Origin of the sequence: Pseudoduganella sp. UC29_71 (assembly GCF_042693265.1) — a bacterium.
Lineage (GTDB): Bacteria > Pseudomonadota > Gammaproteobacteria > Burkholderiales > Burkholderiaceae_D > Rugamonas.
This window is the reverse complement of record NZ_CP170549.1, coordinates 5,834,935-5,855,430: the sequence shown is the minus strand read 5'-3', so window position 1 is coordinate 5,855,430 and position 20,496 is coordinate 5,834,935. Positions and strand designations below refer to the sequence as shown.

At 66.5% G+C, this 20,496-nt stretch carries 17 protein-coding genes and 4 tRNA genes; 10 read left to right on the top strand and 11 right to left on the bottom strand.

Features of this window, described 5'->3' with window-relative positions; all coding sequences use genetic code 11:
* Positions 1-45 precede the first annotated feature (45 nt).
* Entirely contained in the window at positions 46-645 is a 600-nt protein-coding gene (wrbA, locus tag ACFJI2_RS26040) for an NAD(P)H:quinone oxidoreductase (RefSeq protein WP_107869460.1), read from the top strand.
* Between the two features lie 29 nt (positions 646-674).
* Here wrbA and ACFJI2_RS26035 read toward each other — a convergent pair whose 3' ends face one another.
* Positions 675-1,106, bottom strand: a complete 432-nt coding sequence (locus ACFJI2_RS26035; protein WP_377702513.1) for a DoxX family protein — start codon at positions 1,104-1,106, stop codon at positions 675-677.
* Positions 1,107-1,135: 29 nt separating this feature from the next.
* Positions 1,136-1,990 (bottom strand): pirin family protein, encoded by an 855-nt coding sequence (locus ACFJI2_RS26030; protein ID WP_377702512.1) that lies wholly within the window; start codon positions 1,988-1,990, stop codon positions 1,136-1,138.
* Positions 1,991-2,095: 105 nt separating this feature from the next.
* Here ACFJI2_RS26030 and ACFJI2_RS26025 point away from each other — a divergent pair, with 105 nt between their 5' ends.
* The 4 genes from ACFJI2_RS26025 to ACFJI2_RS26010 all read left to right on the top strand — a co-directional run bounded on the left by ACFJI2_RS26025 (position 2,096) and on the right by ACFJI2_RS26010 (position 6,316).
* Complete coding sequence (locus ACFJI2_RS26025) at positions 2,096-2,989, top strand: LysR family transcriptional regulator (RefSeq protein WP_377702511.1); 894 nt, start codon at positions 2,096-2,098, stop codon at positions 2,987-2,989.
* Positions 2,990-3,112: 123 nt separating this feature from the next.
* The gene (locus ACFJI2_RS26020; protein ID WP_377702510.1) at positions 3,113-5,266 is read left to right on the top strand and encodes a M3 family metallopeptidase; all 2,154 of its coding nucleotides are present in this window, start codon (positions 3,113-3,115) and stop codon (positions 5,264-5,266) included.
* A gap of 68 nt (positions 5,267-5,334) precedes the next feature.
* Positions 5,335-5,952, top strand: coding sequence for a hypothetical protein (locus ACFJI2_RS26015; protein ID WP_377702509.1), 618 nt, complete (start codon positions 5,335-5,337; stop codon positions 5,950-5,952).
* Between the two features lie 58 nt (positions 5,953-6,010).
* Entirely contained in the window at positions 6,011-6,316 is a 306-nt protein-coding gene (locus ACFJI2_RS26010; protein ID WP_107869454.1) for a DUF4404 family protein, read from the top strand.
* 98 nt (positions 6,317-6,414) lie between these two features.
* On the opposite strand, the gene ACFJI2_RS26005 is transcribed toward ACFJI2_RS26010, so the two are convergent.
* Entirely contained in the window at positions 6,415-6,927 is a 513-nt protein-coding gene (locus ACFJI2_RS26005; RefSeq protein ID WP_377702508.1) for a DUF1269 domain-containing protein, read from the bottom strand.
* A gap of 263 nt (positions 6,928-7,190) precedes the next feature.
* Here ACFJI2_RS26005 and ACFJI2_RS26000 point away from each other — a divergent pair, with 263 nt between their 5' ends.
* The 5 genes from ACFJI2_RS26000 to ahpF all read left to right on the top strand — a co-directional run bounded on the left by ACFJI2_RS26000 (position 7,191) and on the right by ahpF (position 16,351).
* Positions 7,191-9,467 (top strand): YgiQ family radical SAM protein, encoded by a 2,277-nt coding sequence (locus tag ACFJI2_RS26000; protein WP_377702507.1) that lies wholly within the window; start codon positions 7,191-7,193, stop codon positions 9,465-9,467.
* A gap of 160 nt (positions 9,468-9,627) precedes the next feature.
* On the top strand, positions 9,628-11,064 hold the full coding sequence (locus ACFJI2_RS25995) for an Ig-like domain-containing protein (protein WP_377702506.1): 1,437 nt from the start codon (positions 9,628-9,630) through the stop codon (positions 11,062-11,064).
* 30 nt (positions 11,065-11,094) lie between these two features.
* Positions 11,095-13,950: an EAL domain-containing protein gene (locus tag ACFJI2_RS25990; protein ID WP_377702505.1), complete on the top strand. Its 2,856-nt coding sequence runs from the start codon at positions 11,095-11,097 to the stop codon at positions 13,948-13,950.
* Positions 13,951-14,103: 153 nt separating this feature from the next.
* Positions 14,104-14,667 (top strand): alkyl hydroperoxide reductase subunit C, encoded by a 564-nt coding sequence (ahpC, locus tag ACFJI2_RS25985; RefSeq protein ID WP_107869450.1) that lies wholly within the window; start codon positions 14,104-14,106, stop codon positions 14,665-14,667.
* Between the two features lie 91 nt (positions 14,668-14,758).
* Complete coding sequence (ahpF, locus tag ACFJI2_RS25980) at positions 14,759-16,351, top strand: alkyl hydroperoxide reductase subunit F (RefSeq protein ID WP_377702504.1); 1,593 nt, start codon at positions 14,759-14,761, stop codon at positions 16,349-16,351.
* Positions 16,352-16,420: 69 nt separating this feature from the next.
* Here the strand turns inward: ahpF and ACFJI2_RS25975 are convergent, their stop codons facing one another.
* The 8 genes from ACFJI2_RS25975 to ACFJI2_RS25940 form a co-directional block, all read right to left on the bottom strand.
* Positions 16,421-17,554, bottom strand: coding sequence for an AI-2E family transporter (locus ACFJI2_RS25975; RefSeq protein WP_377702503.1), 1,134 nt, complete (start codon positions 17,552-17,554; stop codon positions 16,421-16,423).
* Positions 17,554-18,033, bottom strand: coding sequence for a cyclic nucleotide-binding domain-containing protein (locus ACFJI2_RS25970; RefSeq protein WP_377702502.1), 480 nt, complete (start codon positions 18,031-18,033; stop codon positions 17,554-17,556). Before ACFJI2_RS25970 ends, ACFJI2_RS25975 begins: the two co-directional genes overlap by 1 nt.
* Before the next feature lie 96 nt (positions 18,034-18,129).
* Positions 18,130-18,771: an ATP-binding cassette domain-containing protein gene (locus ACFJI2_RS25965; protein ID WP_377702501.1), complete on the bottom strand. Its 642-nt coding sequence runs from the start codon at positions 18,769-18,771 to the stop codon at positions 18,130-18,132.
* The gene (locus ACFJI2_RS25960; protein ID WP_377702500.1) at positions 18,771-19,964 is read right to left on the bottom strand and encodes a hypothetical protein; all 1,194 of its coding nucleotides are present in this window, start codon (positions 19,962-19,964) and stop codon (positions 18,771-18,773) included. Before ACFJI2_RS25960 ends, ACFJI2_RS25965 begins: the two co-directional genes overlap by 1 nt.
* A gap of 55 nt (positions 19,965-20,019) precedes the next feature.
* Positions 20,020-20,096, bottom strand: a tRNA-Asp gene (locus ACFJI2_RS25955).
* Between the two features lie 33 nt (positions 20,097-20,129).
* Positions 20,130-20,205, bottom strand: a tRNA-Val gene (locus tag ACFJI2_RS25950).
* A 49-nt stretch (positions 20,206-20,254) separates the two neighbouring features.
* Positions 20,255-20,331, bottom strand: a tRNA-Asp gene (locus ACFJI2_RS25945).
* Between the two features lie 41 nt (positions 20,332-20,372).
* Positions 20,373-20,448 (bottom strand) — tRNA-Val (locus ACFJI2_RS25940).
* Positions 20,449-20,496 lie beyond the last annotated feature (48 nt).

Genomic DNA, 20,496 nt, shown 5'->3' with positions numbered 1-20,496 from the left:
GCCGTGCTGCCGCGTGCCCGATCAGTCATTTAAATGGAGATAGCTATGTCGAAGGTACTTGTTCTGTATTACTCGTCTTACGGCCACATCGAGGCGATGGCGCAAGCCATGGCCGATGGTGCGCGCGCGGAAGGGGCAACGGTGGATATCAAGCGCGTGCCGGAAACCGTGCCGCAGGAAGTGGCCGAGAAATCGCATTTCAAGCTGCAGCAAGGCGCGCCGGTCGCCACGGTGGCCGAGCTGGCCAACTATGACGCCATCATCGTCGGCGCGCCCACCCGCTTCGGCCGCATGCCGTCGCAGATGGGGGCGTTCCTGGACCAGGCCGGCGGCCTGTGGGCCAGCGGCGCGCTGAACGGCAAGGTGGGCGGCGCGTTTACCTCCAGCGCCACGCAGCATGGCGGGCAGGAGGTGACGCTGTTTTCCATCATCACCAACCTGATGCACTTCGGGATGACGATCGTCGGGCTGCCCTACAGCTATCAGGGCCAGATGACGCTGGATGAGATCGTGGGCGGCAGCCCGTATGGCGCGACCACCATCGCCGGCGGGCAGGGACAGCGGCAGCCGAGCCAACTGGAGCTGGACGGCGCGCGCTTCCAGGGGGGATTGATTGCGAAGACGGCCAACAAGCTGTTTGGCTGAGCGCTGCCGGGCTGCGGCGCTGCGGCGGGTTACGCTGCGCTAACCCGCCCTACGGCGGCCGCCGCTTTTTGGGCGGATCGGGCGTCGAGGCTGTAGGCGCCGGCGCCGAAGGCCACCACTTGCAGCAGGCCGCCTGCCATGGCGAAGTTTTTCAGCAGGTGGATCATCTGGTTCTGGTCGCCGATCGCGCTGTGAAAGACCAGGCCGGTCACCACGGAGAACGCGGCCAGCACCAGGGCCGCGACGCGGGTCCGGTAGCCCAGGGCCAGCAGCAGGCCGCCGCCCAACTCCACCACGATGGCGGCCGCCAGCCCGGCACCGGCCAGCGGCAAGCCCATGGCCTGCATATAGCCTATGGTGGCGGCGGGCGCCATCAGCTTGCCGAGGCCGCTGAGGATGAAGATGGCGGCCAGCAGCACGCGGCCGATGGCGGGAACGACGCTGGTTTGCTTGGTGTTCATGATGTGTCCTTTGCGTTGTTTGTGGGTTGTTAAATCAGGCCTGCGCTGCGCAGCTGGTTGCCGATGCGGCTGATCTCGGCTTCACCCTGCATCAGGGCGGCCGCACTGGTGTGGACCGAGTACATGCCGGTCACCAGCGGATAGGGATGCTTGGCCGCCGAGCCGAGCACGAATTCCGTGTCGCCGCGCGCCGTGAACTGCAGCGCGCCGCCGCCCTCGTCGAACACCGCCACTTCGCGCTCCAGCAGCGCGTCGTCCACCGCCAGCGTGCCTTTGCCCACTGCGGCCCAGGCCACCTCGTGTCCGGCCGGCGGCGTGTAAGTCCACTGCTCGCCGTCGCGCAGCTTCACGTGCAGGTAGGTGATCGGTGCGCGCGGCTGGATCAGGCTGGTCACGCCTTCATAGCTGCCGAGAATGACGCGCGCCGGTCCGCTGGACTGCACTTGCTCCGCCGCCAGGTACTGGCTGTGCGCCGGTCCGTTCTCGTCTTCCTTCGGCAATGCCAGCCAGAGCTGGAAGCCCGCCACGCCGGCGTCGCCATGCGGACTGCCGCCGTGCCAGACGCCGCCGCCCGCACTCATGAATTCCACGCCGCCCGCGTTCAGCACGCCTTGCTGGCCGGTGGTCTCGTAATACTCGACCGCGCCCTCCATCACCACGGTCACGGTGGCAATGCCCGAGTGCGGGTGCATGCCCATGCCCGTCATGCCGTGGCTGGCGCCCATGCGGAACAGGTCCAGGAACACAAAGGGTTTGATCAGTTCGCCCAGATCGCCGGGGCTGACAAGGCGGGTAATGCCGCGATGGCCGCGTCCTTGGGTGCGGGCCACGATGCCGCGCTGCGCGGCCGGCGCCAGTCGGGTAGGGTGGATTGCCTGGTTCATACGCTGTTCCTTTCAAGGTGCGTTGGTATGGATGCCATCTTAGGCGTGGCCGATCCATCGCGGAAGCCTATATAATTGGATGGATACTATCTGTGGAGTAGATGGATGCTTGACGCCATGTCGCTGGACCAGCTGCGCACCTTTATCGCTGCGGCCGAGGAGGGCAGCTTCTCGGCCGCCGGCCGCAAGCTGCGCCGCGCGCAGTCCGTGGTCAGCACCACGCTGGCCAACCTGGAGCTGCAGGTGGGCTTCGCCCTGTTCGACCGCAGCGGCCGCTATCCGACACTGACGGAAGAGGGCAGCGCGCTGTTGGAGCAGGCCCGCGCCGCCGTGGGCGGCATGGACGCCTTCAAGGCCAAGGCGCGCACCCTGGCCGAAGGGCTGGAGCCGGAACTGGCGGTGGCGGTGGACGTGATGTATCCCATCGCCACGCTGACGGCGGCGGTGCAAGCCTTCCACCAGCAATTCCCCGGCACGCCGCTGCGCCTGTTCGTGGAAGCGCTGGGCGCCGTGGTGCAGCCGCTGTTGACGGGGCAGTGCCGCATCGCCGTGATCGGCTCGCTGCCGGAAGTGCCGGCCGCCTGCGCCTCGCAATACCTGCTCAGCGTGCCGGCGGTGACGGTGGCGGCGCCGGAGCATCCGCTGGCGGCCATCGCCGGCATGGTGCTGCAGTCCGTGGCGGCGCAGCATGTGCAGTTGGTGCTGACCGACCGCTCGCCGCTCACCGAGGGCCGCAATTTCGGCGTGCTGGCGGCGCAGGCCTGGCGCCTGGCCGACATGGGCGCCAAGCACGCCTTCCTGAAAGCCGGCCTGGGCTGGGGCCACATGCCCTTGCACATGGTGCAGGACGACCTGGACGCGGGCCGCCTGGTGCGCCTGGACCTGGAAGGCATCACCGGCATGCGCGCCGCCTTCTCCATGCACGCCATCCACCTGCGCGACCATCCGCCCGGCCCGGCCGGGCGCTGGTTCGTCGAGCACCTGAAACACGGGGTATAGCGTGCAGTGCAGCATGGATTGCGGGTGACGTTGTATAGACTGCCTGCTATCATCGTCGGCTTCCGTCCTGCCGCCGCCTACCGTGCGTTGCAGGGCTGTCCTTGGCCCACTTTGAAAGATGCTATGTCCCGTCCTCAGATGCTCGTACTCGCAGCCAGCCTCGGCCTGGCGCTGACCCCGTTCGCCCACGCCGCGCAAACCGCAGCCGCACCGGCTATGGCCGCCGCCGCGCAGGCGGGCAACCCTTTCTTCAAGCTCAGCCCGCTGCCTTTCCACTATCCGCAGTTCGACTTGATCAAGGACGAGCACTTCGCGCCCGCCTTCGCCGAAGGCATGGCGCAGAACCTGAGGGAAATCGAAGCCATCGCCAACAACCCCAAGGCCGCTACCTTTGAGAACACCATCGTGGCCATGGAACGCGCCGGCCAGCTGCTGACGCGCGTGTCCACCACCTTCAGCAACCTGCAAGGCGCCAACACCAATCCCAAGCTGGACGAGATCGACACCGACATGTCTCCCAAGCTGGCCGCGCACAATGACGCCATCTACCTGAACGCCAAGCTGTACGCGCGCGTGCAATCGCTGTACGACAAGCGCGCCAAGCTGGGCCTGGACGCGGAATCGAAGCACCTGCTGGAACGCTACCACACCGACTTCGTGCGCGCCGGCGCCAAGCTCTCCGCCGCCGACAAGGAAAAGCTGAAAGTGCTGAACGGCGAGCTGGCCACGCTGCAGACCGCCTTCCAGCAGAACGTACTGAAGGAAATCAACGCCAGCGCGCTGGTGGTGGACACCCGCGCCGAACTGGCCGGCATGTCCGAAACCGCCATCGACGCCGCCGCTGCCGCCGCCAAGGCGCGCGGACTGGACGGCAAGTTCGCCGTGGCGCTGACCAACACCACCGGCCAGGCACCGCTGGCCGTGCTCACCAATCCCGCCACCCGCAAGCGCATGATGGACCTGTCGCTGGCGCGCGGCAGCCACGGCGGCGAGTTCGACAACCGCGCCAACGTGCTGAAGATCGCCAAGCTGCGCGCCGACAAGGCCGTGCTGCTGGGCTACCCGAACTACGCGGCCTATTCGCTGGAAGACCAGACCGCCAAGACCACCACGGCCGTCAACACCCTGCTGGCCGAGCTGGCCAAGCCGGCCGTGAGCAATGCGCGCAAGGAAGTGGCCGACCTGCAAGCGGTGGCCGACGCCGAGAAGGCCGGCTTGCAGATCGGCGCCGCCGACTGGTCCTACTACACTGAGAAGGTGCGCGCCCAGCGCTTCAGCTTTGACGGCAACCAGCTCAAGCCCTACTTCGAGCTGAACAATGTGCTGGAGAAGGGCGTGTTCTTCGCGGCCGGCAAGCTGTACGGCCTGTCGTTCAAGGAGCGCAAGGACCTGCCGGTGTACCATCCGGACGTCAAGGTGTACGACGTGTTCGACGCCAACGGCAAGCAGCTGGCCATCTTCCTGGCCGACATGTACGCGCGCCCGTCCAAGCAGGGCGGCGCATGGATGAATGAATACGTCTCGCAGTCCCGGCTGATGGGCACGCAGTCGGTGGTGGCCAACCACCTGAACATTCCCAAGCCGCCGGCCGGCGAACCGACCCTGCTGACGGTGGACGAAGTGAAGACCGCCTTCCACGAGTTCGGCCACGCGTTGCACGGCATGTTCTCCAGCGTGCAATATCCGCGCTTCTCCGGCACCAACGTGCCGCGCGACTTCGTCGAATACCCGTCGCAAGTGAACGAAATGTGGATGGTGCAGCCGGAAGTGCTGGCCAACTACGCGCGCCACTACAAGACCGGCGAGCCGATGCCGAAGGAGCTGCTGGAGAAAGTGGCCGCGTCGAAGAAGTTCAACCAGGGCTACACCACCACCGAATACCTGGCCTCGTCGCTGGTGGACCAGCGCTGGCACCAGCTGACCGCCGCGCAGATCCCGACCGACGTGCTGGCCTTCGAGGCGGCCGCGCTGAAGGACGCCGGCGTCGACTACGCGCCGGTGCCGCCGCGCTACCGTACCACTTACTTCTCGCACACCTTCTCGGGCGGCTACGCGGCCGGCTACTACGCCTACCTGTGGAGCGAAAAGCTGGACGCCGACACCGTGGAATGGTTCAAGGAAAACGGCGGCCTGCAGCGCAAGAACGGCGACTGGTTCCGCAAGACCCTGCTGTCGCGCGGCGGCACGGCCGATGCGCTGGACCTGTTCCGCAACTTCCGCGGCCGCGACGCCAAGATCGAGCCGCTGCTGGAACGCCGCGGCCTGAGCGCGAAGTAACACAAGCAGGCGCCTGCCCGGTTTGCGCAGCGGTATCATGTTGCTATGAGCATCTTGGGAGACATACGATGAAGCAACTGCTGGACACACTGGCGCAGGCCATGGATCAGCTGGACCACCTGGGGCAGGAAGAGTTCGTCGGGCAGGTGAACGGCGCGCTGGCGGCCTACCCGGACCTGGGCTGGGAACTGGGGCCGGACCCGGCCGACAGCAAGCTGCTGCGCCTGAGCCTGGCGGTCCGCAACGCGCCCGAATTCCGCGAGCGCGCGGCCGCCTCGGGCGCGCTGCCGCTGGGCGGCGACGGCTGGGAAATCGGCCTGGGCGTGCCGCCGCGCAACGGCGCCATCTACCTTGAGGCGCAGGTCGGCGACGACGTGCTGGCCATCGACGGCGAACTGATGGGCTGGCAGATGCGCGCCACCGACGGCATGGTGGACCTGGTGCTTGGCGTCCCGCCGGGACCGCTGCGCCAGCTGGGGCAGGCCGAGCTGGAAGAGCTGGCCGACATTTTCACCCTGGGCGAGTTGGGCGAGCTGAACATGATGGACCACGTCAATTCCGTCAGCGTCGAGCAGATCGACGGCCTGTCGCGCGACTGGCCGTCGCTGCGCACGCTGCGCGCCGGCTTTGCCGACGCCTTTCCCTCTTGTGCCTATGCCGAATGGCTGCGCAGCGCCAGGTCATAGCTGGCAGCGGCGATTGGGTGTATAAATTGCATATAACGACCACTAAGGGGACGGGACTATGGACAGCAATCTGAAGGCATCGTTGAAGACCCTGCACGCGGAACTGGCCAGCGCGCCCGGTCCGGTGGATGAGGAGCTGCTGGATCTGCTGGCGCAGCTGGACGGCGATATCAAGCAATTGCTGGAGCGCCGCGTGGCGCAGGAAAATGCGGGCACGGGCGGGGTGGACGCCACCATGGATACCACCACCTACGGCCTGGCCGAGCGCACCCAGGAAATCTCGGCCAAGTTCGCCGTCAAGCATCCCACGCTGGAGCCGGCCCTGCGCGAGCTGGGCCGCATCCTCGGCAATATGGGCATTTGAGCGCGGGCTGAAAAACAACGGCGGCGCCGCAGCGCCGCCATCGGAATCCGGACCCGGGGCCGCCGGCCTCGCTAGGACCGGCTCCCGGGCAGCCAGCGTTACGGAAACGCCAGCATGGGCGGTTCAATACCGCCAAAGCTGATTTCGGGATGGCGCTTGGCGATCATCTCCTCGATCTCGAGCACGCGCCGGGGCGGCACGTCCACGATCATCAATACCTGCCCGCGCTCGATGGCGGGGGCGAACTGTTCCAGTTTCTTGTTCGGCACGGCGGCCGCGTTCATGCCGGACGCCCAGCCGCCGAAGATGGCGCCGCCCAGCGCCACCAGCAGGATGGCGGCGGTGCGCAAGGTCATGCCGTCGGGCGGGAACATGGTCAGGAAGATGGCGGCCGCCAGGCCGACGATGCCGCCGATAACCATGCCCAGCTGCGCGCCATGCACCAGGTCCGTGCGCTGCAGGAAGCTGCAATCCGGCATGTCGTCGGGCAGGGTGCCTTCCTTGGCCATGAATTTCATATGGCGTTCTTCGATCCGGGCCAGCAGCATTTCATCCAGCATGGCACGGGCGCTGGGAATATCGGGGAGCATGAAGTAGAGGCGGCGGCGCATGGTGATCTCCTAGAGGGTGGTTCTTCTCGTTATAGCAAAAATGGCAGCAAAGGCAATGAAGTTGCCTCAATTTTTATGGGGGCGGCATACTTGCCCATCTTTCACAAGTTATTGAAAATTAAAAGATTTTCCAATTGATTGTGCCTATCGCTTGAGCACGCGGGCCGCATTTCCGGTACAATCCCGTCCCTATGACCCCCACCAATTTATTTGCGACCGTCCCCAAGCGGTCTGCCCGCGCTGCCAGCGCGCCCTTCCTGCCCATGTCCCGCGCCGAAATGGATGCGCTGGGATGGGAGCAGTGCGACGTCATCCTAGTCACCGGCGACGCCTATATCGACCATCCGAGCTTCGGCATGGCCCTGGTCGGCCGCCTGCTCGAAGCGCAGGGCTACAAGGTCGGCATCATCAGCCAGCCGGACTGGCACTCGGTCGATCCGTTCCGCGCGCTGGGCAAGCCGCGCCTGTATTTCGGCATCACCGCCGGCAATATGGACTCCATGGTCAACCGCTACACGGCCGACCGCAAGCCGCGCTCGGACGACGCCTACACCCCGGACGGCGCCCCCAACAAGCGCCCGGACCGCGCCGTCACTGTGTACGCCCAGCGCGCGCGCGAAGCCTATCCCGGCACGCCCATCGTCATCGGCTCGATCGAAGCGTCGCTGCGCCGCATCGCCCACTACGACTACTGGTCGGACAAGGTGCGCAAGTCGGTGCTGACCGAATCCAAGGCCGACATCCTGATCTTCGGCAACGCCGAGCGCGCGCTGGTGGACATGACCAAGCGCCTGGACGCCGGCGAGAACATCAAGGACATCAAGGACCTGCGCGGCACCGCCTTCATGGTGCCGCTGGGCTGGATGCCGGGCGAGGACTGGGGCGTGCACAATTCCACCCGCGTGGACGTGCCGGGCCGCATCGATCCGCACCCGGACCCGTACGCGATGGCCAAGGAAGACAAGAAGGAGTGCGCCAGCGAGAACGCGGCGCCGGAGCCGACCGTCAAGCCGATCCGCATCATGACGCGCGAAGAGCGCCAGGCCATGGCCAGGGAAAAGCACAACCGCACCGTGGTGCGCCTGCCGAGCTACGACGTGGTCAAGGATGACCCGGTGATGTATGCGCACGCTTCGCGCGTGTTCCACCTGGAATCGAACCCGGGCAATGCGCGCGCGCTGGTGCAGCAGCACGGCGACCGCGACGTGTGGATGAATCCGCCGCCGCTGCCGCTGGCCATGGACGAGATGGACAACGTGTACGACATGGAATACACGCGCGCGCCGCACCCGAGCTACGGCAACGCCAACATCCCGGCCTGGGAAATGATCCGTTTCTCGGTCAACATCATGCGCGGCTGCTTCGGCGGCTGCACCTTCTGCTCGATCACCGAGCATGAGGGCCGCATCATCCAGAGCCGCTCCGAGCCGTCCATCCTGCGCGAGATCGAGCACATCCGCGACAAGACCAAGGGCTTCACCGGCATCATTTCCGACCTGGGCGGCCCGACCGCGAATATGTACCGCCTGACGTGCAAGGACAAGACCATCGAGGAATCGTGCCGCCGCCTGTCGTGCGTGTACCCGTCGATCTGCGTCAACCTGAACACCAACCACAACAAGCTGACCCAGCTGTACCGCAAGGCGCGCGAGATCAAGGGCGTCAAGAAGATCCTGATCCAGTCCGGCCTGCGCTACGACCTGGCGGTGCGTTCGCCCGAGTACGTCAAGGAATTGGTGACCCACCACGTGGGCGGCCTGCTGAAGATCGCGCCCGAGCACACCGAAAGCAATGTGCTGAGCAAGATGATGAAGCCCGGCATCGGCGCCTATGACGAGTTCAAGGCCATGTTCGAGAAGTATTCGATCGAAGCCGGCAAGAAGCAGTACCTGATCCCCTACTTCATCGCGGCCCACCCGGGCACGACGGACGAGGACATGCTGAACCTGGCGCTGTGGCTGAAAAAGAACAACTTCCGCCTGGACCAGGTGCAGACCTTCATGCCGACGCCGATGGCCATGGCCAGCGCCATGTACCACTCGCGCAAGAACCCGCTGCACAAGGTGACCGAGGATTCGGAAACGGTGGAAACGCCGCGCAACCAGAAGCAGCGCACTGCGCACAAGGCTTTCCTGCGCTACTACGATCCGAAGAACTGGCCCATCTTGCGCGACGCCCTGCGGCGCATGGGACGCGGCGACCTGATCGGCAACGGCGAGAAGCATTTGATCCCGTTCTGGACCCCGGGCGAGGAAAACTTCAAGGCTGCGCCGGAAGGCAAGCGCGCCATGCCGATGGCCGCGCCGGGCGCCAAGCAGACCACCAAGCCGCCGGCCGGCTTGCCGGGCACGCGCAGCGGCCGTGTCGCCGTGGGCGCGCCGCCAAGCGGCCGCGGCCGCGCCAACGCGCTGACCGGTTCGCTCACCGCGCGTGAAAGCGTCGAGACCAAGGCCCGTCCTTCCATTCTCGACACTATCAAGGTGAAAGCCAAGCCGGCGGCCCCGGCCGGCAAGGGCAGCGCGCCGCGCGGCCGCAAGTAAGCGCAAAGCACGGGCAAAACAAGGACAAAATGCAGGGCCGGCCGGCCCAGTGTGTCTCCACAACACCGCCTTCCGGGCGGTGTTGTCGTTTTCTTGCGCGTATTTCCCATAAGCATGGAATAATTCGCTTTCAGCTCCCTGCGATTCCGACTGGACCACAATGAAAAACACCTTTAGCCTGAAGACCCTGTTCCTGGTACCCGTGCTGGCCCTGATGGCCGCTTGCGGCGGGGGCGGCGACGGCGACTCCACCACCGCGCCCACCACCCCGACCACGCCCACCGCGCCCACCCTGGTGTCGCTGGCGCTTGCCCCTGCGGCGCCCACCCTGATCGTCGGCGGCACGCAGCAGATGGCGGCCACCGCCACCTATTCGGACGGCAAGTCCAGCGCGCTGAGCGCCGGCGTCACCTGGAGCGTCAAAGGCAGCAACCTCACCGTGTCCACCGCCGGCCTGGTGACCGCCAAGGCGCTGGGCACCGACACCGTGACCGCCACCGTGGGCAGCATCAGCGGCAGCGCCAACATCACCGTCAAGGGCCAGTGGGCCGCCATGGCCGCCGGCGGCCGCCACACGGTGGCGCGCCACCTGGACGGCAACCTGTACGCCTGGGGCGGCAACCTGCAGGGCCAGCTGGGCGACAACAGCACGCTGGCGCGCAGCAAGCCGGTGGTGGTCTCCGGCGCCAACACCACCTGGAAACAGATCGCCAGCGGCGAATTCCACACCCTAGCGCTGCGCGCCGACGGCTCGCTGTGGGGCTGGGGCTTCAACCAGAACGGCCAGCTGGGCGACGGCACCTCGGTCAACAAGCTGGTGCCCACCAAGATCGGCACCGGCAAGTGGCTGTACATCGCGGCCGGCAAGGCGCACAGCCTGGGCATCGACGACAAGGGCTTCCTGTGGGCCTGGGGCCGCAACGTCAACGGCCAGCTGGGCGACGGCACGGTGCTGCCGCGCCTGGCGCCGGTGAAAATCGGCACCGACACCTGGACCGCCGTGGCGGCCGGCGACACCCATTCGATGGCGCGCCGCAGCGACGGCACGCTGTGGACCTGGGGCGGCAACGCTACCGGCCAGCTGGGCAATGGCGCGGTCGCCGGCCCCGACGTGCTGGCGCCGGCCCAGATCGGCACCCAGAGCTGGGCCAGCGTATCGGCCGGCGGCGGCCACTCGGCGGCCATCCGCGCCGACGGCACCCTGTGGACCTGGGGCGACAACGCGGCCGGCCAGCTGGGTCTGAACAGCACCGTCGGCTCCGCCATTCCGGTGCAGGTGCTGCTGGCCGGCACCGCCAACAACTGGTCCGTGGTCTCGGCCGGCGTCAAGCACACGCTGGCGATCCGCACCGACGGCACGCTGTGGGCTTGGGGCTCGAACAGCAACGGCCAGATCGGCAACAACACCTTGGTGGACCAGGTGGCGCCGGTGCAGATCGGCACCTCCACCGGCTGGACCCTGGTTTCGGCCGGCGGCCAGCACAGCATTGGCATGATGCTCGACAACACGCTGTGGAGCTGGGGCTTGAACGCCGACGGCCAGCTCGGCAACGGCCAGACCACCGACCAGCGCGTGCCGGTGCTGGTGGTCCAGTAACGGCGGCGGCGCCACGGGACCGGAGCCGCCTTGCCGCGCCGCCTGCCGCGCCGCCCCTCGTCCCGCTCGCTGCCGCGCCCGCCGCGCCGCGGTGGGGGCTGGAGCGTGTGCCGGGCGCTGGCGCTGCTGGCCGCCCTGGCCGCCGCGCTGCTCTGCCGGCCGGCGCCGGCGCAGGACAAGGTGGTGCTGCAGCTCAAGCATAGCCACCAGTTCCAGTTCGCCGGCTACTACGCGGCGCTGGAGCAGGGCTATTACCGCGAGGCCGGGCTGGACGTGCGCATCCTGGAAGGCTCGGACGGCAACGAACCCGAGCGCAAGGTGCTGTCCGGCCAGGCACAGTACGGCGTCGGCAGCAGCAGCCTGCTGCTGGCGCGCCTGGCGGGCAAGCCGCTGGTGGTGCTGGGCGTGGTATTTCAGCATTCGCCGTACGCGCTGGTGATGCCGCAAAGCGCGGCCGCGCCGGACGTGCACCGCATCAGCGGCAAGCGCGTGATGATAGGCCGCCTGACGGACGACCTGAGCCAGGCTGATGAGATCCTGGCCTATCTGCGCAAGGAGGGCATCGCGACTTCCACGCTGCAGCGCCTGGAGCACAGCTTCAATATCGACCACCTGATCTCCGGCAAGGTGGACGCCATGTCCATCTACGTCACCAACGAGCCGGACCTGCTGGACCGCGCCGGCTTCCCCTACGATATCTACAGCCCGCGCAACGCCGGCATCGACTTTTACGGCGACAACCTGTTCACCAGCGAGCAGGAAGTGCGCGACCATCCGGAGCGGGCCAAGGCCTTCCGCGCCGCCAGCATGCGCGGCTGGCAGTACGCCATGAGCCACCAGGAAGAAGTCGCCGACCTGATCCTCAACAAATATTCCCGCCGCAACGACCGCCGCCACCTGCTGTACGAGGCGCGCGCCATGGTGCCGCTGGTGCAGCCGGTGCTGGTGGAAGTGGGCTATATGAACCCGGACCGCTGGCAGCACATCGCCGACGTGTACACCGACCTGGGCATGATGCCGCGCGGCGCCAGCTTCGACGGTTTCCTGTACCAGGCCGACGGCGGCCGCGCGCTGGCCTGGCTGTACCGCGCGCTGGCGGCCGGCGCGGTGCTGCTGGTGCTGGGCGGCGGCGTGCACGTGGCCCTGCTGGCGCGCGAGCGGCGCCGCGCGCAGGAAGCCATCCGCAAGGGCGAGGCGCGCTTTCGCACCATGTTCGAGGCGGCACCCATGGGCATTGCGCTGATCGACACCGCCAGCGGCCAGTTTCGCGACATCAATCCGCGCTACCTGGAGATTGCCGGCCGCTCGCTGCACGAGATGAAGGCCAGCAGCTGGCGCGACATCAGCCACCCGGACGACCTGGCCGCCGAGCAGGAGCAGGTGGCGCAGCTGCAGGCGCAGCGCATCGGCGGCTTCAAGCTGGCCAAGCGCTTGCTGCGCCCGGACGGCTCGGTGGTCTGGGTGGACGCCTCCATCACCGCGCTCGACGCCGGCAACACCGCCGCCGGCCACCTGTGCATGATCGAGGACATCACCGACAAGAAGCAGACCGAGGCGCTGGTGTGGCAGCAGGCCAACTTCGACGCCCTGACCCAGCTGCCGAACCGGCGCATGTTCCAGAACCGGCTTGAGCAAGCCATCGTCAAGAGCCGGCGCGACGGCAGCCGCACCGCCATCCTGTTCATCGACCTGGACCACTTCAAGGAAGTCAACGACACCCTGGGCCACCACCAGGGCGACGTGCTGCTGGTGGACGCGGCGCGGCGCATCGGCGCCTGCGTGCGCGAGTGCGACACCGTGGCGCGCCTGGGCGGCGACGAATTCACCGTCATCCTGAGCGAGCTGGACGAGGCGGGCCTGGGCCGCGTGGACACCATCGCCCAGACCATTCTCGACAGCCTGCTGGCGCCCTTCCCGCTGGGGCAGGAGCAGGCCTTCGTCTCGGCCAGCATCGGCATCACCCTGTACCCGGACGACGCGGCCTCCATGGAAGACCTGCTCAAGCACGCCGACCAGGCCATGTACGCCGCCAAGGACGCCGGCCGCAACCGCTTCAGCTACTTCACGCCGGCGCTGCAGGTGGCTGCGCTGAACCGCATGCGGCTCACCAACGACCTGCGCGGCGCGGTCAAGGGCCAGCAGCTGGAACTGTACTTCCAGCCCATCGTGCACCTGAAGACGGGCCGCATCCACAAGGCCGAAGCGCTGCTGCGCTGGCGCCATCCGGTGCGCGGCCTGGTCAGCCCGATGGAATTCATCCCATTGGCCGAGGCAAGCGGCCTGATCATCGAAATCGGCGCCTGGGTGTTCCGCGAATCGGTGCACTGGCTGCAGCGCTGGCGCAGCGAAGTGCATCCCGAGTTCCAGCTCAGCGTGAACCAGTCGCCGCTGGAATTCCAGCGCGAAGGCGGTTACGAAAGCTGGCTGGCGCTGCTGGGCGAGCTGGGCCTGCCTGGCCAGTCCGTGGTCATCGAAATCACCGAAGGCCTGCTGCTCGACGCCAGCAGCACGGTGGCCGACAAGCTGCTGCAGCTGCGCGACGGCGGCATCCAGGTCGCGCTGGACGACTTCGGCACCGGCTACTCCTCGCTGTCCTACCTGAAGAAGTTCGACATCGACTACCTGAAGATAGACCGCAGCTTCACCCGCAACCTGGCGCCGGACTCAAGCGACATGGCCTTGTCGGACGCCATCATCGTCATGGCCCACAAGCTGGGCCTGCGCGTGATCGCCGAAGGCGTGGAAACCCCGGAGCAGCGCGCCCTGCTGGCCGCCGCCGGCTGCGACTACGGCCAGGGCTACCTGTTCGCCCGGCCCCTGCCCGCCATCGAATTCGACACCCTGCTGCGCCGTAGTGTCGATACGGCAATCGTAGCCAGCCAATAACGCTTTGTCCCGGGAACGGGGATAATGATGGTCTCGCAATAGCATTGCGATAGTCAAAGCCAATTGAAACAATTGGAACAATCAATTTTTCAAATGGTTGCGAAAGCCTTAAACTGGCATCTCATTGATACACAACCTCACGAGGAAACCACAATGTCTCTCATTAACACCCAAGTAAAACCTTTCAAGGCAACCGCTTACCATGCTGGCAAGTTCATTGACCTGAGCGAAGAATCGCTGAAAGGCAAGTGGTCCGTCTTCATGTTCTACCCAGCCGACTTCACCTTCGTGTGCCCAACCGAACTGGAAGACCTGGCTGACTTCCAGCCTGAATTCGCCAAACTGGGCGTGGACGTGTACGGCATCTCGACCGACACCCACTTCGCGCACAAGGCATGGCACGACACCTCGGACGCGATCAAGAAGGTGAACTACCCGCTGATCGGCGACCCAACCGGCACCCTGTCCCGCAACTTCGAAGTCATGATCGAAGAAGAAGGCCTGGCACTGCGCGGCACCTTCGTCATCAATCCAGAAGGCCAGATCAAAGTAATGGAAGTGCACGACAACGGCATCGGCCGCGACGCTTCCGAACTGCTGCGCAAAGTAAAAGCCGCCAAATACGTGGCCGAGCACCCAGGCCAGGTTTGCCCAGCCAAGTGGACCGAAGGCGCAGCCACGCTGACCCCTTCGCTGGACCTGGTCGGCAAGATCTAAGCATTTAGCTAAGCATTAGGCAGTCATAAGCATTGAGTAGTAAGGCGCCGGCGCATTTGCCCGGCGCCAACCGAAAAAAAAGGAAAACACCATGTTGGACGCAACCCTCAAAACCCAGTTGAAAACCTATTTGGAAAAGGTCGTGCAGCCGATTGAGATCGTTGCGACGCTGGATGATTCCGCCAAAGCCCGCGAAATGCAGGCCCTGCTCGCCGACATCGTCGTGCTGAGCGACAAGATTACCCTGGTCGAAAAGACCGACGGCGACGTGCGCAAGCCTTCGTTCGCCATTACCCGCCCCGGGACCGATATCGCCGTGACCTTTGCCGGCATCCCGATGGGCCACGAATTCACCTCGCTGGTGCTGGCGCTGCTGCAAGTGGGCGGCCACACCATCAAGTTCGACGAGGCCGTGATCGAACAGATCCGCAACCTCGAAGGCGATTTCCACTTCGAGACCTTCATCTCGCTCACCTGCCACAACTGCCCCGAGGTCGTGCAGGCGCTGAACGCCATGTCGGTCATCAATCCGCGCATCAAGGTCACCACCATCGACGGCGGCGTGTTCCCGAAAGAAGTCGAGGAACGCCAGATCATGGCCGTGCCGATGATGTTCCTGAACGGCGAGCATTTCGGCCAGGGCCGCAGCAGCGTGGAAGAGATCCTCGCCAAGCTCGACACCAACGCCGGCGCCCGCCAGGCGGCTGAACTGAGCAAGAAAGACGTGTTCGACGTGCTGATCGTCGGCGGCGGCCCCGCCGGCGCGGCAGCGGCCATCTACGCGGCCCGCAAAGGCATCAAGACCGGCGTGGTGTCGGAACGCTTCGGCGGCCAGGTGCTGGACACGCTGGCGATCGAGAACTTCATCTCGGTCACCGAAACGGACGGCCCGAAGTTCGCCGTGGCGCTGGAGCAGCACGTGAAGGCCTACGAGGTGGACATCATGAACACCCAGCGCGCCGCCCAACTGAAAGCCGGCAAGCTGGTGGAAGTGACCACCGCCAGCGGCGCCGTGCTCAAGAGCAAAACCGTGATCCTGGCCACCGGCGCCCGCTGGCGCGAAATCAACGTGCCGGGCGAGAAGGAATACCGCAACCACGGCGTGGCTTACTGCCCGCACTGCGACGGCCCGCTGTTCAAGGGCAAGCGCGTGGCCGTGATCGGCGGCGGCAACTCCGGCGTGGAAGCGGCCATCGACCTGGCCGGCCTGGTCAAGCACGTGACGCTGATCGAGTTCGGCGCCGAACTGCGCGCCGACGCGGTACTGCAGCGCAAGCTGCGCAGCCTGCCCAACGTCACCGTGATCGTCTCGGCGCAAACCACCGAGATCCACGGCGACGGCAAGATCGTCAACGGCCTGAGCTACAACGACCGCGTCAGCGGCGAAGCGAAGACGGTGGAGCTGGAAGGCGTGTTCGTGCAGATCGGCCTGGTGCCCAACACCGAGTGGCTGAAAGGCACGGTCAGCCTGTCCAAGCACGGCGAGATTGAAGTCGATGCGCGCGGCCAGACCTCGATCCCCGGCGTGTTCGCCGCCGGCGACGTGACCACCGTGCCGTACAAGCAGATCATCATCGCCACCGGCGAAGGCGCGAAGGCGGCCCTGTCGGCCTTCGACCACCTGATCCGCTCCGGCGACGAAGAAGAAGCCGCCGCCCCCGCCGCGGTAGCCGTAGCAGCATAAGCAGTATAAGCAGCGAGCCGTAGGGCGGGTTAGCGCAACGCGCGTAACCCGCCTGTGCCGCCCACGGCCTCACGCCACCAGATCCGCGCTCGCCTGTTTCTCCCTGAGCGACCTGGCGTTGCGGTGCCGCGCGCGCAGGCGCGGGTTGGTGATCAGCCTGCCCATCGTTTCGCCCACCACCATCACCACGCCCAGCAAGGGCAGCACCAGCATCAGTCCCGCCACCCCGGCCACCGAGCCGCCCACGAAGATCATCAGCACCGTGATCAGCGGATGGATGTGCAGGCTGCGTCCCAGGGTCAGCGGCATGAACACGAAATCGTCCAGCAGCCGCACCAGGATGAACACGCCGATGGCGCTGTAGGCCACCAGCGGATCGCCCGGCGCGTCGGTGGACGCCACCATCACCACCATACAGCAGCCGACGATGGACCCGACATAGGGCACCCAGGCCAGCATGGCCGCAATCAGCCCCAGCAGCACCGGCGACGACACGCCGATCGACCACAGGCCAAAGGCCAGCACCGCCGTGTCCAGCACGGTGAGCTTGAGCATGCCCTGGAAGTAGCGGTGCGCGGTCTGGTCCACCTCGTGCAGCAGGCACAGCGTGCGCTCGAAGAAGGCGTTCGGCACGGCGCGCGCCAGGAACTTCTTGAACAGGTGGCCGTCGCGCAGGAAGAAGAAGGTCAGGAAGGGCGCCAGCAGCAGCGCCGGCAGCCAGCCCGCCACCGACACCACGATGGCCGTCAGGTGGCGCTGCATGAAGTCCTCGCTGTAGGCGGCGAACTGGGCGTTGACCACCTGGCTCAGGTGCATGTCGTGCAGGACGGGGAACTTGTCCTCCAGCGAGCCCAGCAGGCCGCGCACGAAGTCCAGGCCGCCGGCCATGTAGCGCGCCAGCATGTCTTGCCAGGATTCGGACGGCGCCGAGATCCACAGGTTGAGCGCGAGCGCGCCCAGCACCATGGCCACCAGGAAGCAGCTGCCCACCAGCAGCGCGGCCGCGCCCTGGCCCATGCCCATGCGCAGCAAGCGCTGCATGGGCGGCAGCAGCAGGTAATACAGGATGATGGCCAGCAGGAAGGGGATTGCCAGCCACAGCATGTGCTGCAGCACCAGCAGCAATCCGCAGGTGGCCGCGATGATGCCGCTCCATACCACCGGGCCGGAGGCCTGCTGCGGGCTCGCTTCGTAGTCCGCCATCACAGCGCCTCGATCTGCGGCCGGCCCGACATCCATTCGCGCAGCCGGTGTGCGATGTGGCGCGCCAGCGCAAGCGAGATCTTGTAGCCGACCACGGCATCCGTTTCCATCAGTCCCATGAAGTCGGCGCGGAAGAACACCGCCAGCTCGCAGTTGTCGAGCGCGCGCGCCTGGGCGTTGCGCGGGGAGTTGTCGAGCAGGGCCAGGTCGCCGAAGAAGGAGCCGGGGCCGATCTCGGCCACCACTTGCGCATGGTTGTCGAGCGCGCGCGTGATGATGACGCGGCCGGCCGTCACCAGGTACAGCGCCTGGCCTTCCTCGCCTTCGTCGAAGATGATTTCGCCGGACAGGTAGCGCCGCTCGTGCAGCATGTCGTCGACGATCTTCAGCTCCAGCGGGGTGAGGGAGGAGAACAGCGCCGACTGTTTCAGCCGGTGCAGGCGCGGGGACATGGTTTGCGTTTTGAGGAAGCCGAACATCGGGGAGTGCTCCGTGGGAATTTGTGCAATGCAAGAACATTGTCGCCGGTTTCCCGGCCGGCGGCGCATTCTGTTGCTGAGCTTGTTGTTAGGGCATCACAACTGGACCGTTTGCGCGAGCGGCAGGCCGGGTTCCAGGTGGCTGGTCAGCACGATGCACTGGCGCGTGCGCCGTGCCGGGTCGGCCAGCTGGGCGCGCAGGTAGTCGACCGCCGCCGCGTCCAGGCCGTTGAACGGTTCATCGATCAGCAGCAGGGCCACGGGCAGCGCCAGGGCCAGGCTCAGCTGCATCTTCTTGTGCTGGCCCAGCGACAGCGTGGTGACGGGCTGCTCGAGCGCAGGTTGCAGGCGGAAGGCGCGCAATTCGGCGTCCAGCAGGGCGGTGTCGGTGGCGGGATAGAGCGCCACGTGCAGGTCCAGCAGTTCGCGCACGGTCAGCCAGGGGAGCTGGGGCGTGTCGCCGCCGCAGTAATAGCTTTGCAGGCGGTAGGCCAGCGGCTGCGCCGTGCTGCCGATGGGGCCGCCGGCGCTGCTGCCGCTGCCAGCGAGGGCCGGCGGCGCGAGCGTGATTGTGCCGCCGTGCGGCTGTAGCGCGCCGGCGGCCAGCTTCAGCAGTGTGGTCTTGCCGGCGCCGTTGTCGCCGCGCAGCCAGGTGATGCCGGCACCCAGTTGCAGGCTGAACTGGCGGAACAGCGGGCGGGTGGCGTATTCGAAGTCCAGGCTTTCAATGTGCAGCATCAGAATTCGCTTCCTATGGCGGTCAGGATCAGGATGGACAGCACCACCAGTACCACCCGGCCGCGCGGCCCCAGGTTGAGCGCGACGATGGCGGCGCAGGCAGTGCCGGCAGCGGCCAGCCAGACCAGGGCGGCGCGCGGGCTGGGGAAGGGCGCGGCGGCCGCCAGCGGGGCCGTGGCGGCAGGCTCGTGGCCCCATGCTTGCGGCTGGCTAATGGCCAGCACTGCGAACGCGGCCAGCACGGCGGCGCCCGGGATCAGGGAGAACAGGCGGGCGCACAGCAGCAGCCGCGCGGTGTCGAGCGGCCACGGCGCCAGCACGGGGCGCAGCAGCGCGGTCTGCTCGCGCACGGCCTTGTCGCCGCGGTCGGTGAGCAGGATCAGCATGGCCGAAGCCAGGCCGCCCATGGCCGCGCCGGGCAGCGGCAACCCGAGCGGCGGCCCCAGCAGCCAGGCGGTGGTGCAGCCCAGCGCGCCGGCCAGCAGCACGCACTGTTGGAGGCCGACGTGGTTTTCAGCGCGCCAGAACGGCAGCCAGAACAGCCGGTGCCACAGCGCCGGCAGCAGCGGCCGCAAGGGGCGCGGCGTGTAGCCCGGCGCCAGCGCGGCAGGCGCGGTGCCGGGCGCCAGTGTTGCGGCGGCTGGGGTCGCGGCGGCGGCACGGGCGCGGCGGCGGGCGGGGAGGGCGGCACGGAGGCGGCGGCGGGCCAGCGCCAGGGTGGCCAGCGCCCAGCCCAGCAGCAGGGACAGCAGGGTGGCGGCGATTGCCTGCGGGGCAACCGGGCGCAGCCAGTCCGGCCATTGATACAGCCAAATCATGGCAGACACCGCGTACAGTCCGGCCAGCGGTCCAGCGATCAGGCCGGCGCTCAGCGCATCGGCGGCCCACGCCAGCGCCGGCGGCACCGGCAGCGGGCGCGCCCAGACCACGGCGTCGGCCGGATGCAGGCGCTTTCGCAGCAGCACCGTGGGCAGCGCGGCGAACAGGGCTTGCGCCGCCAGGATGGCCAGCATGGCCGGCCAGCCCAGGGTGACCGCCATCATGCCGGGCAGCGCAATGGCAGCGGCCAGGCCGATCAGCACGGGGCCGAAGCCGAGCAGGGTAATTTCAAGGGAATTGGCCAGGCTGGCAAGGAATTGCCGCAAGCCGTAGCGCGCCATGCGCAGGCGGAATTGCAAATAGGGATGAACCATGTTTTGCTTCCGGAATAGAAAAAGGCCTGACGAATCAGGCCTTTCTCAGTATAGCTGGCGGAGCGGACGGGACTCGAACCCGCGACCCCCGGCGTGACAGGCCGGTATTCTAACCAACTGAACTACCGCTCCGTTGCTTGCGCAACTGGTTGTGCATGTCCGGGATGGTGGGCGCTGAGAGGCTCGAACTCCCGACCTAAGCCTTGTAAGGGCTCCGCTCTACCAACTGAGCTAAGCGCCCATCTGGACCATGCTCGATATGTGTCAGCATATCGTTTTACTACTCAAACTGGCGGAGCGGACGGGACTCGAACCCGCGACCCCCGGCGTGACAGGCCGGTATTCTAACCAACTGAACTACCGCTCCGTGCTTTCGCAACTGGGCTTCATTTATCCGTGTTCTGTAGATGGTGGGCGCTGAGAGGCTCGAACTCCCGACCTAAGCCTTGTAAGGGCTCCGCTCTACCAACTGAGCTAAGCGCCCATCTGGAACACTTCGACGTGTGTCAGTACGTCTGAAGGAGGCCGAATT

Excerpts from the sequence above, each read along its gene's own strand:
- wrbA (WP_107869460.1), top strand. The coding sequence starts at position 46 with ATGTCGAAGGTACTTGTTCTGTATTACTCGTCTTACGGCCACATCGAG.
- ACFJI2_RS26035 (WP_377702513.1), bottom strand. The coding sequence starts at position 1,106 with ATGAACACCAAGCAAACCAGCGTCGTTCCCGCCATCGGCCGCGTGCTG.
- ACFJI2_RS26030 (WP_377702512.1), bottom strand. The coding sequence starts at position 1,990 with ATGAACCAGGCAATCCACCCTACCCGACTGGCGCCGGCCGCGCAGCGC.
- ACFJI2_RS26025 (WP_377702511.1), top strand. The coding sequence starts at position 2,096 with ATGCTTGACGCCATGTCGCTGGACCAGCTGCGCACCTTTATCGCTGCG.
- ACFJI2_RS26020 (WP_377702510.1), top strand. The coding sequence starts at position 3,113 with ATGTCCCGTCCTCAGATGCTCGTACTCGCAGCCAGCCTCGGCCTGGCG.
- ACFJI2_RS26015 (WP_377702509.1), top strand. The coding sequence starts at position 5,335 with ATGAAGCAACTGCTGGACACACTGGCGCAGGCCATGGATCAGCTGGAC.
- ACFJI2_RS26010 (WP_107869454.1), top strand. The coding sequence starts at position 6,011 with ATGGACAGCAATCTGAAGGCATCGTTGAAGACCCTGCACGCGGAACTG.
- ACFJI2_RS26005 (WP_377702508.1), bottom strand. The coding sequence starts at position 6,927 with ATGCGCCGCCGCCTCTACTTCATGCTCCCCGATATTCCCAGCGCCCGT.
- ACFJI2_RS26000 (WP_377702507.1), top strand. The coding sequence starts at position 7,191 with ATGTCCCGCGCCGAAATGGATGCGCTGGGATGGGAGCAGTGCGACGTC.
- ACFJI2_RS25995 (WP_377702506.1), top strand. The coding sequence starts at position 9,628 with ATGAAAAACACCTTTAGCCTGAAGACCCTGTTCCTGGTACCCGTGCTG.
- ahpC (WP_107869450.1), top strand. The coding sequence starts at position 14,104 with ATGTCTCTCATTAACACCCAAGTAAAACCTTTCAAGGCAACCGCTTAC.
- ahpF (WP_377702504.1), top strand. The coding sequence starts at position 14,759 with ATGTTGGACGCAACCCTCAAAACCCAGTTGAAAACCTATTTGGAAAAG.
- ACFJI2_RS25975 (WP_377702503.1), bottom strand. The coding sequence starts at position 17,554 with ATGGCGGACTACGAAGCGAGCCCGCAGCAGGCCTCCGGCCCGGTGGTA.
- ACFJI2_RS25970 (WP_377702502.1), bottom strand. The coding sequence starts at position 18,033 with ATGTTCGGCTTCCTCAAAACGCAAACCATGTCCCCGCGCCTGCACCGG.
- ACFJI2_RS25965 (WP_377702501.1), bottom strand. The coding sequence starts at position 18,771 with ATGCTGCACATTGAAAGCCTGGACTTCGAATACGCCACCCGCCCGCTG.
- ACFJI2_RS25960 (WP_377702500.1), bottom strand. The coding sequence starts at position 19,964 with ATGGTTCATCCCTATTTGCAATTCCGCCTGCGCATGGCGCGCTACGGC.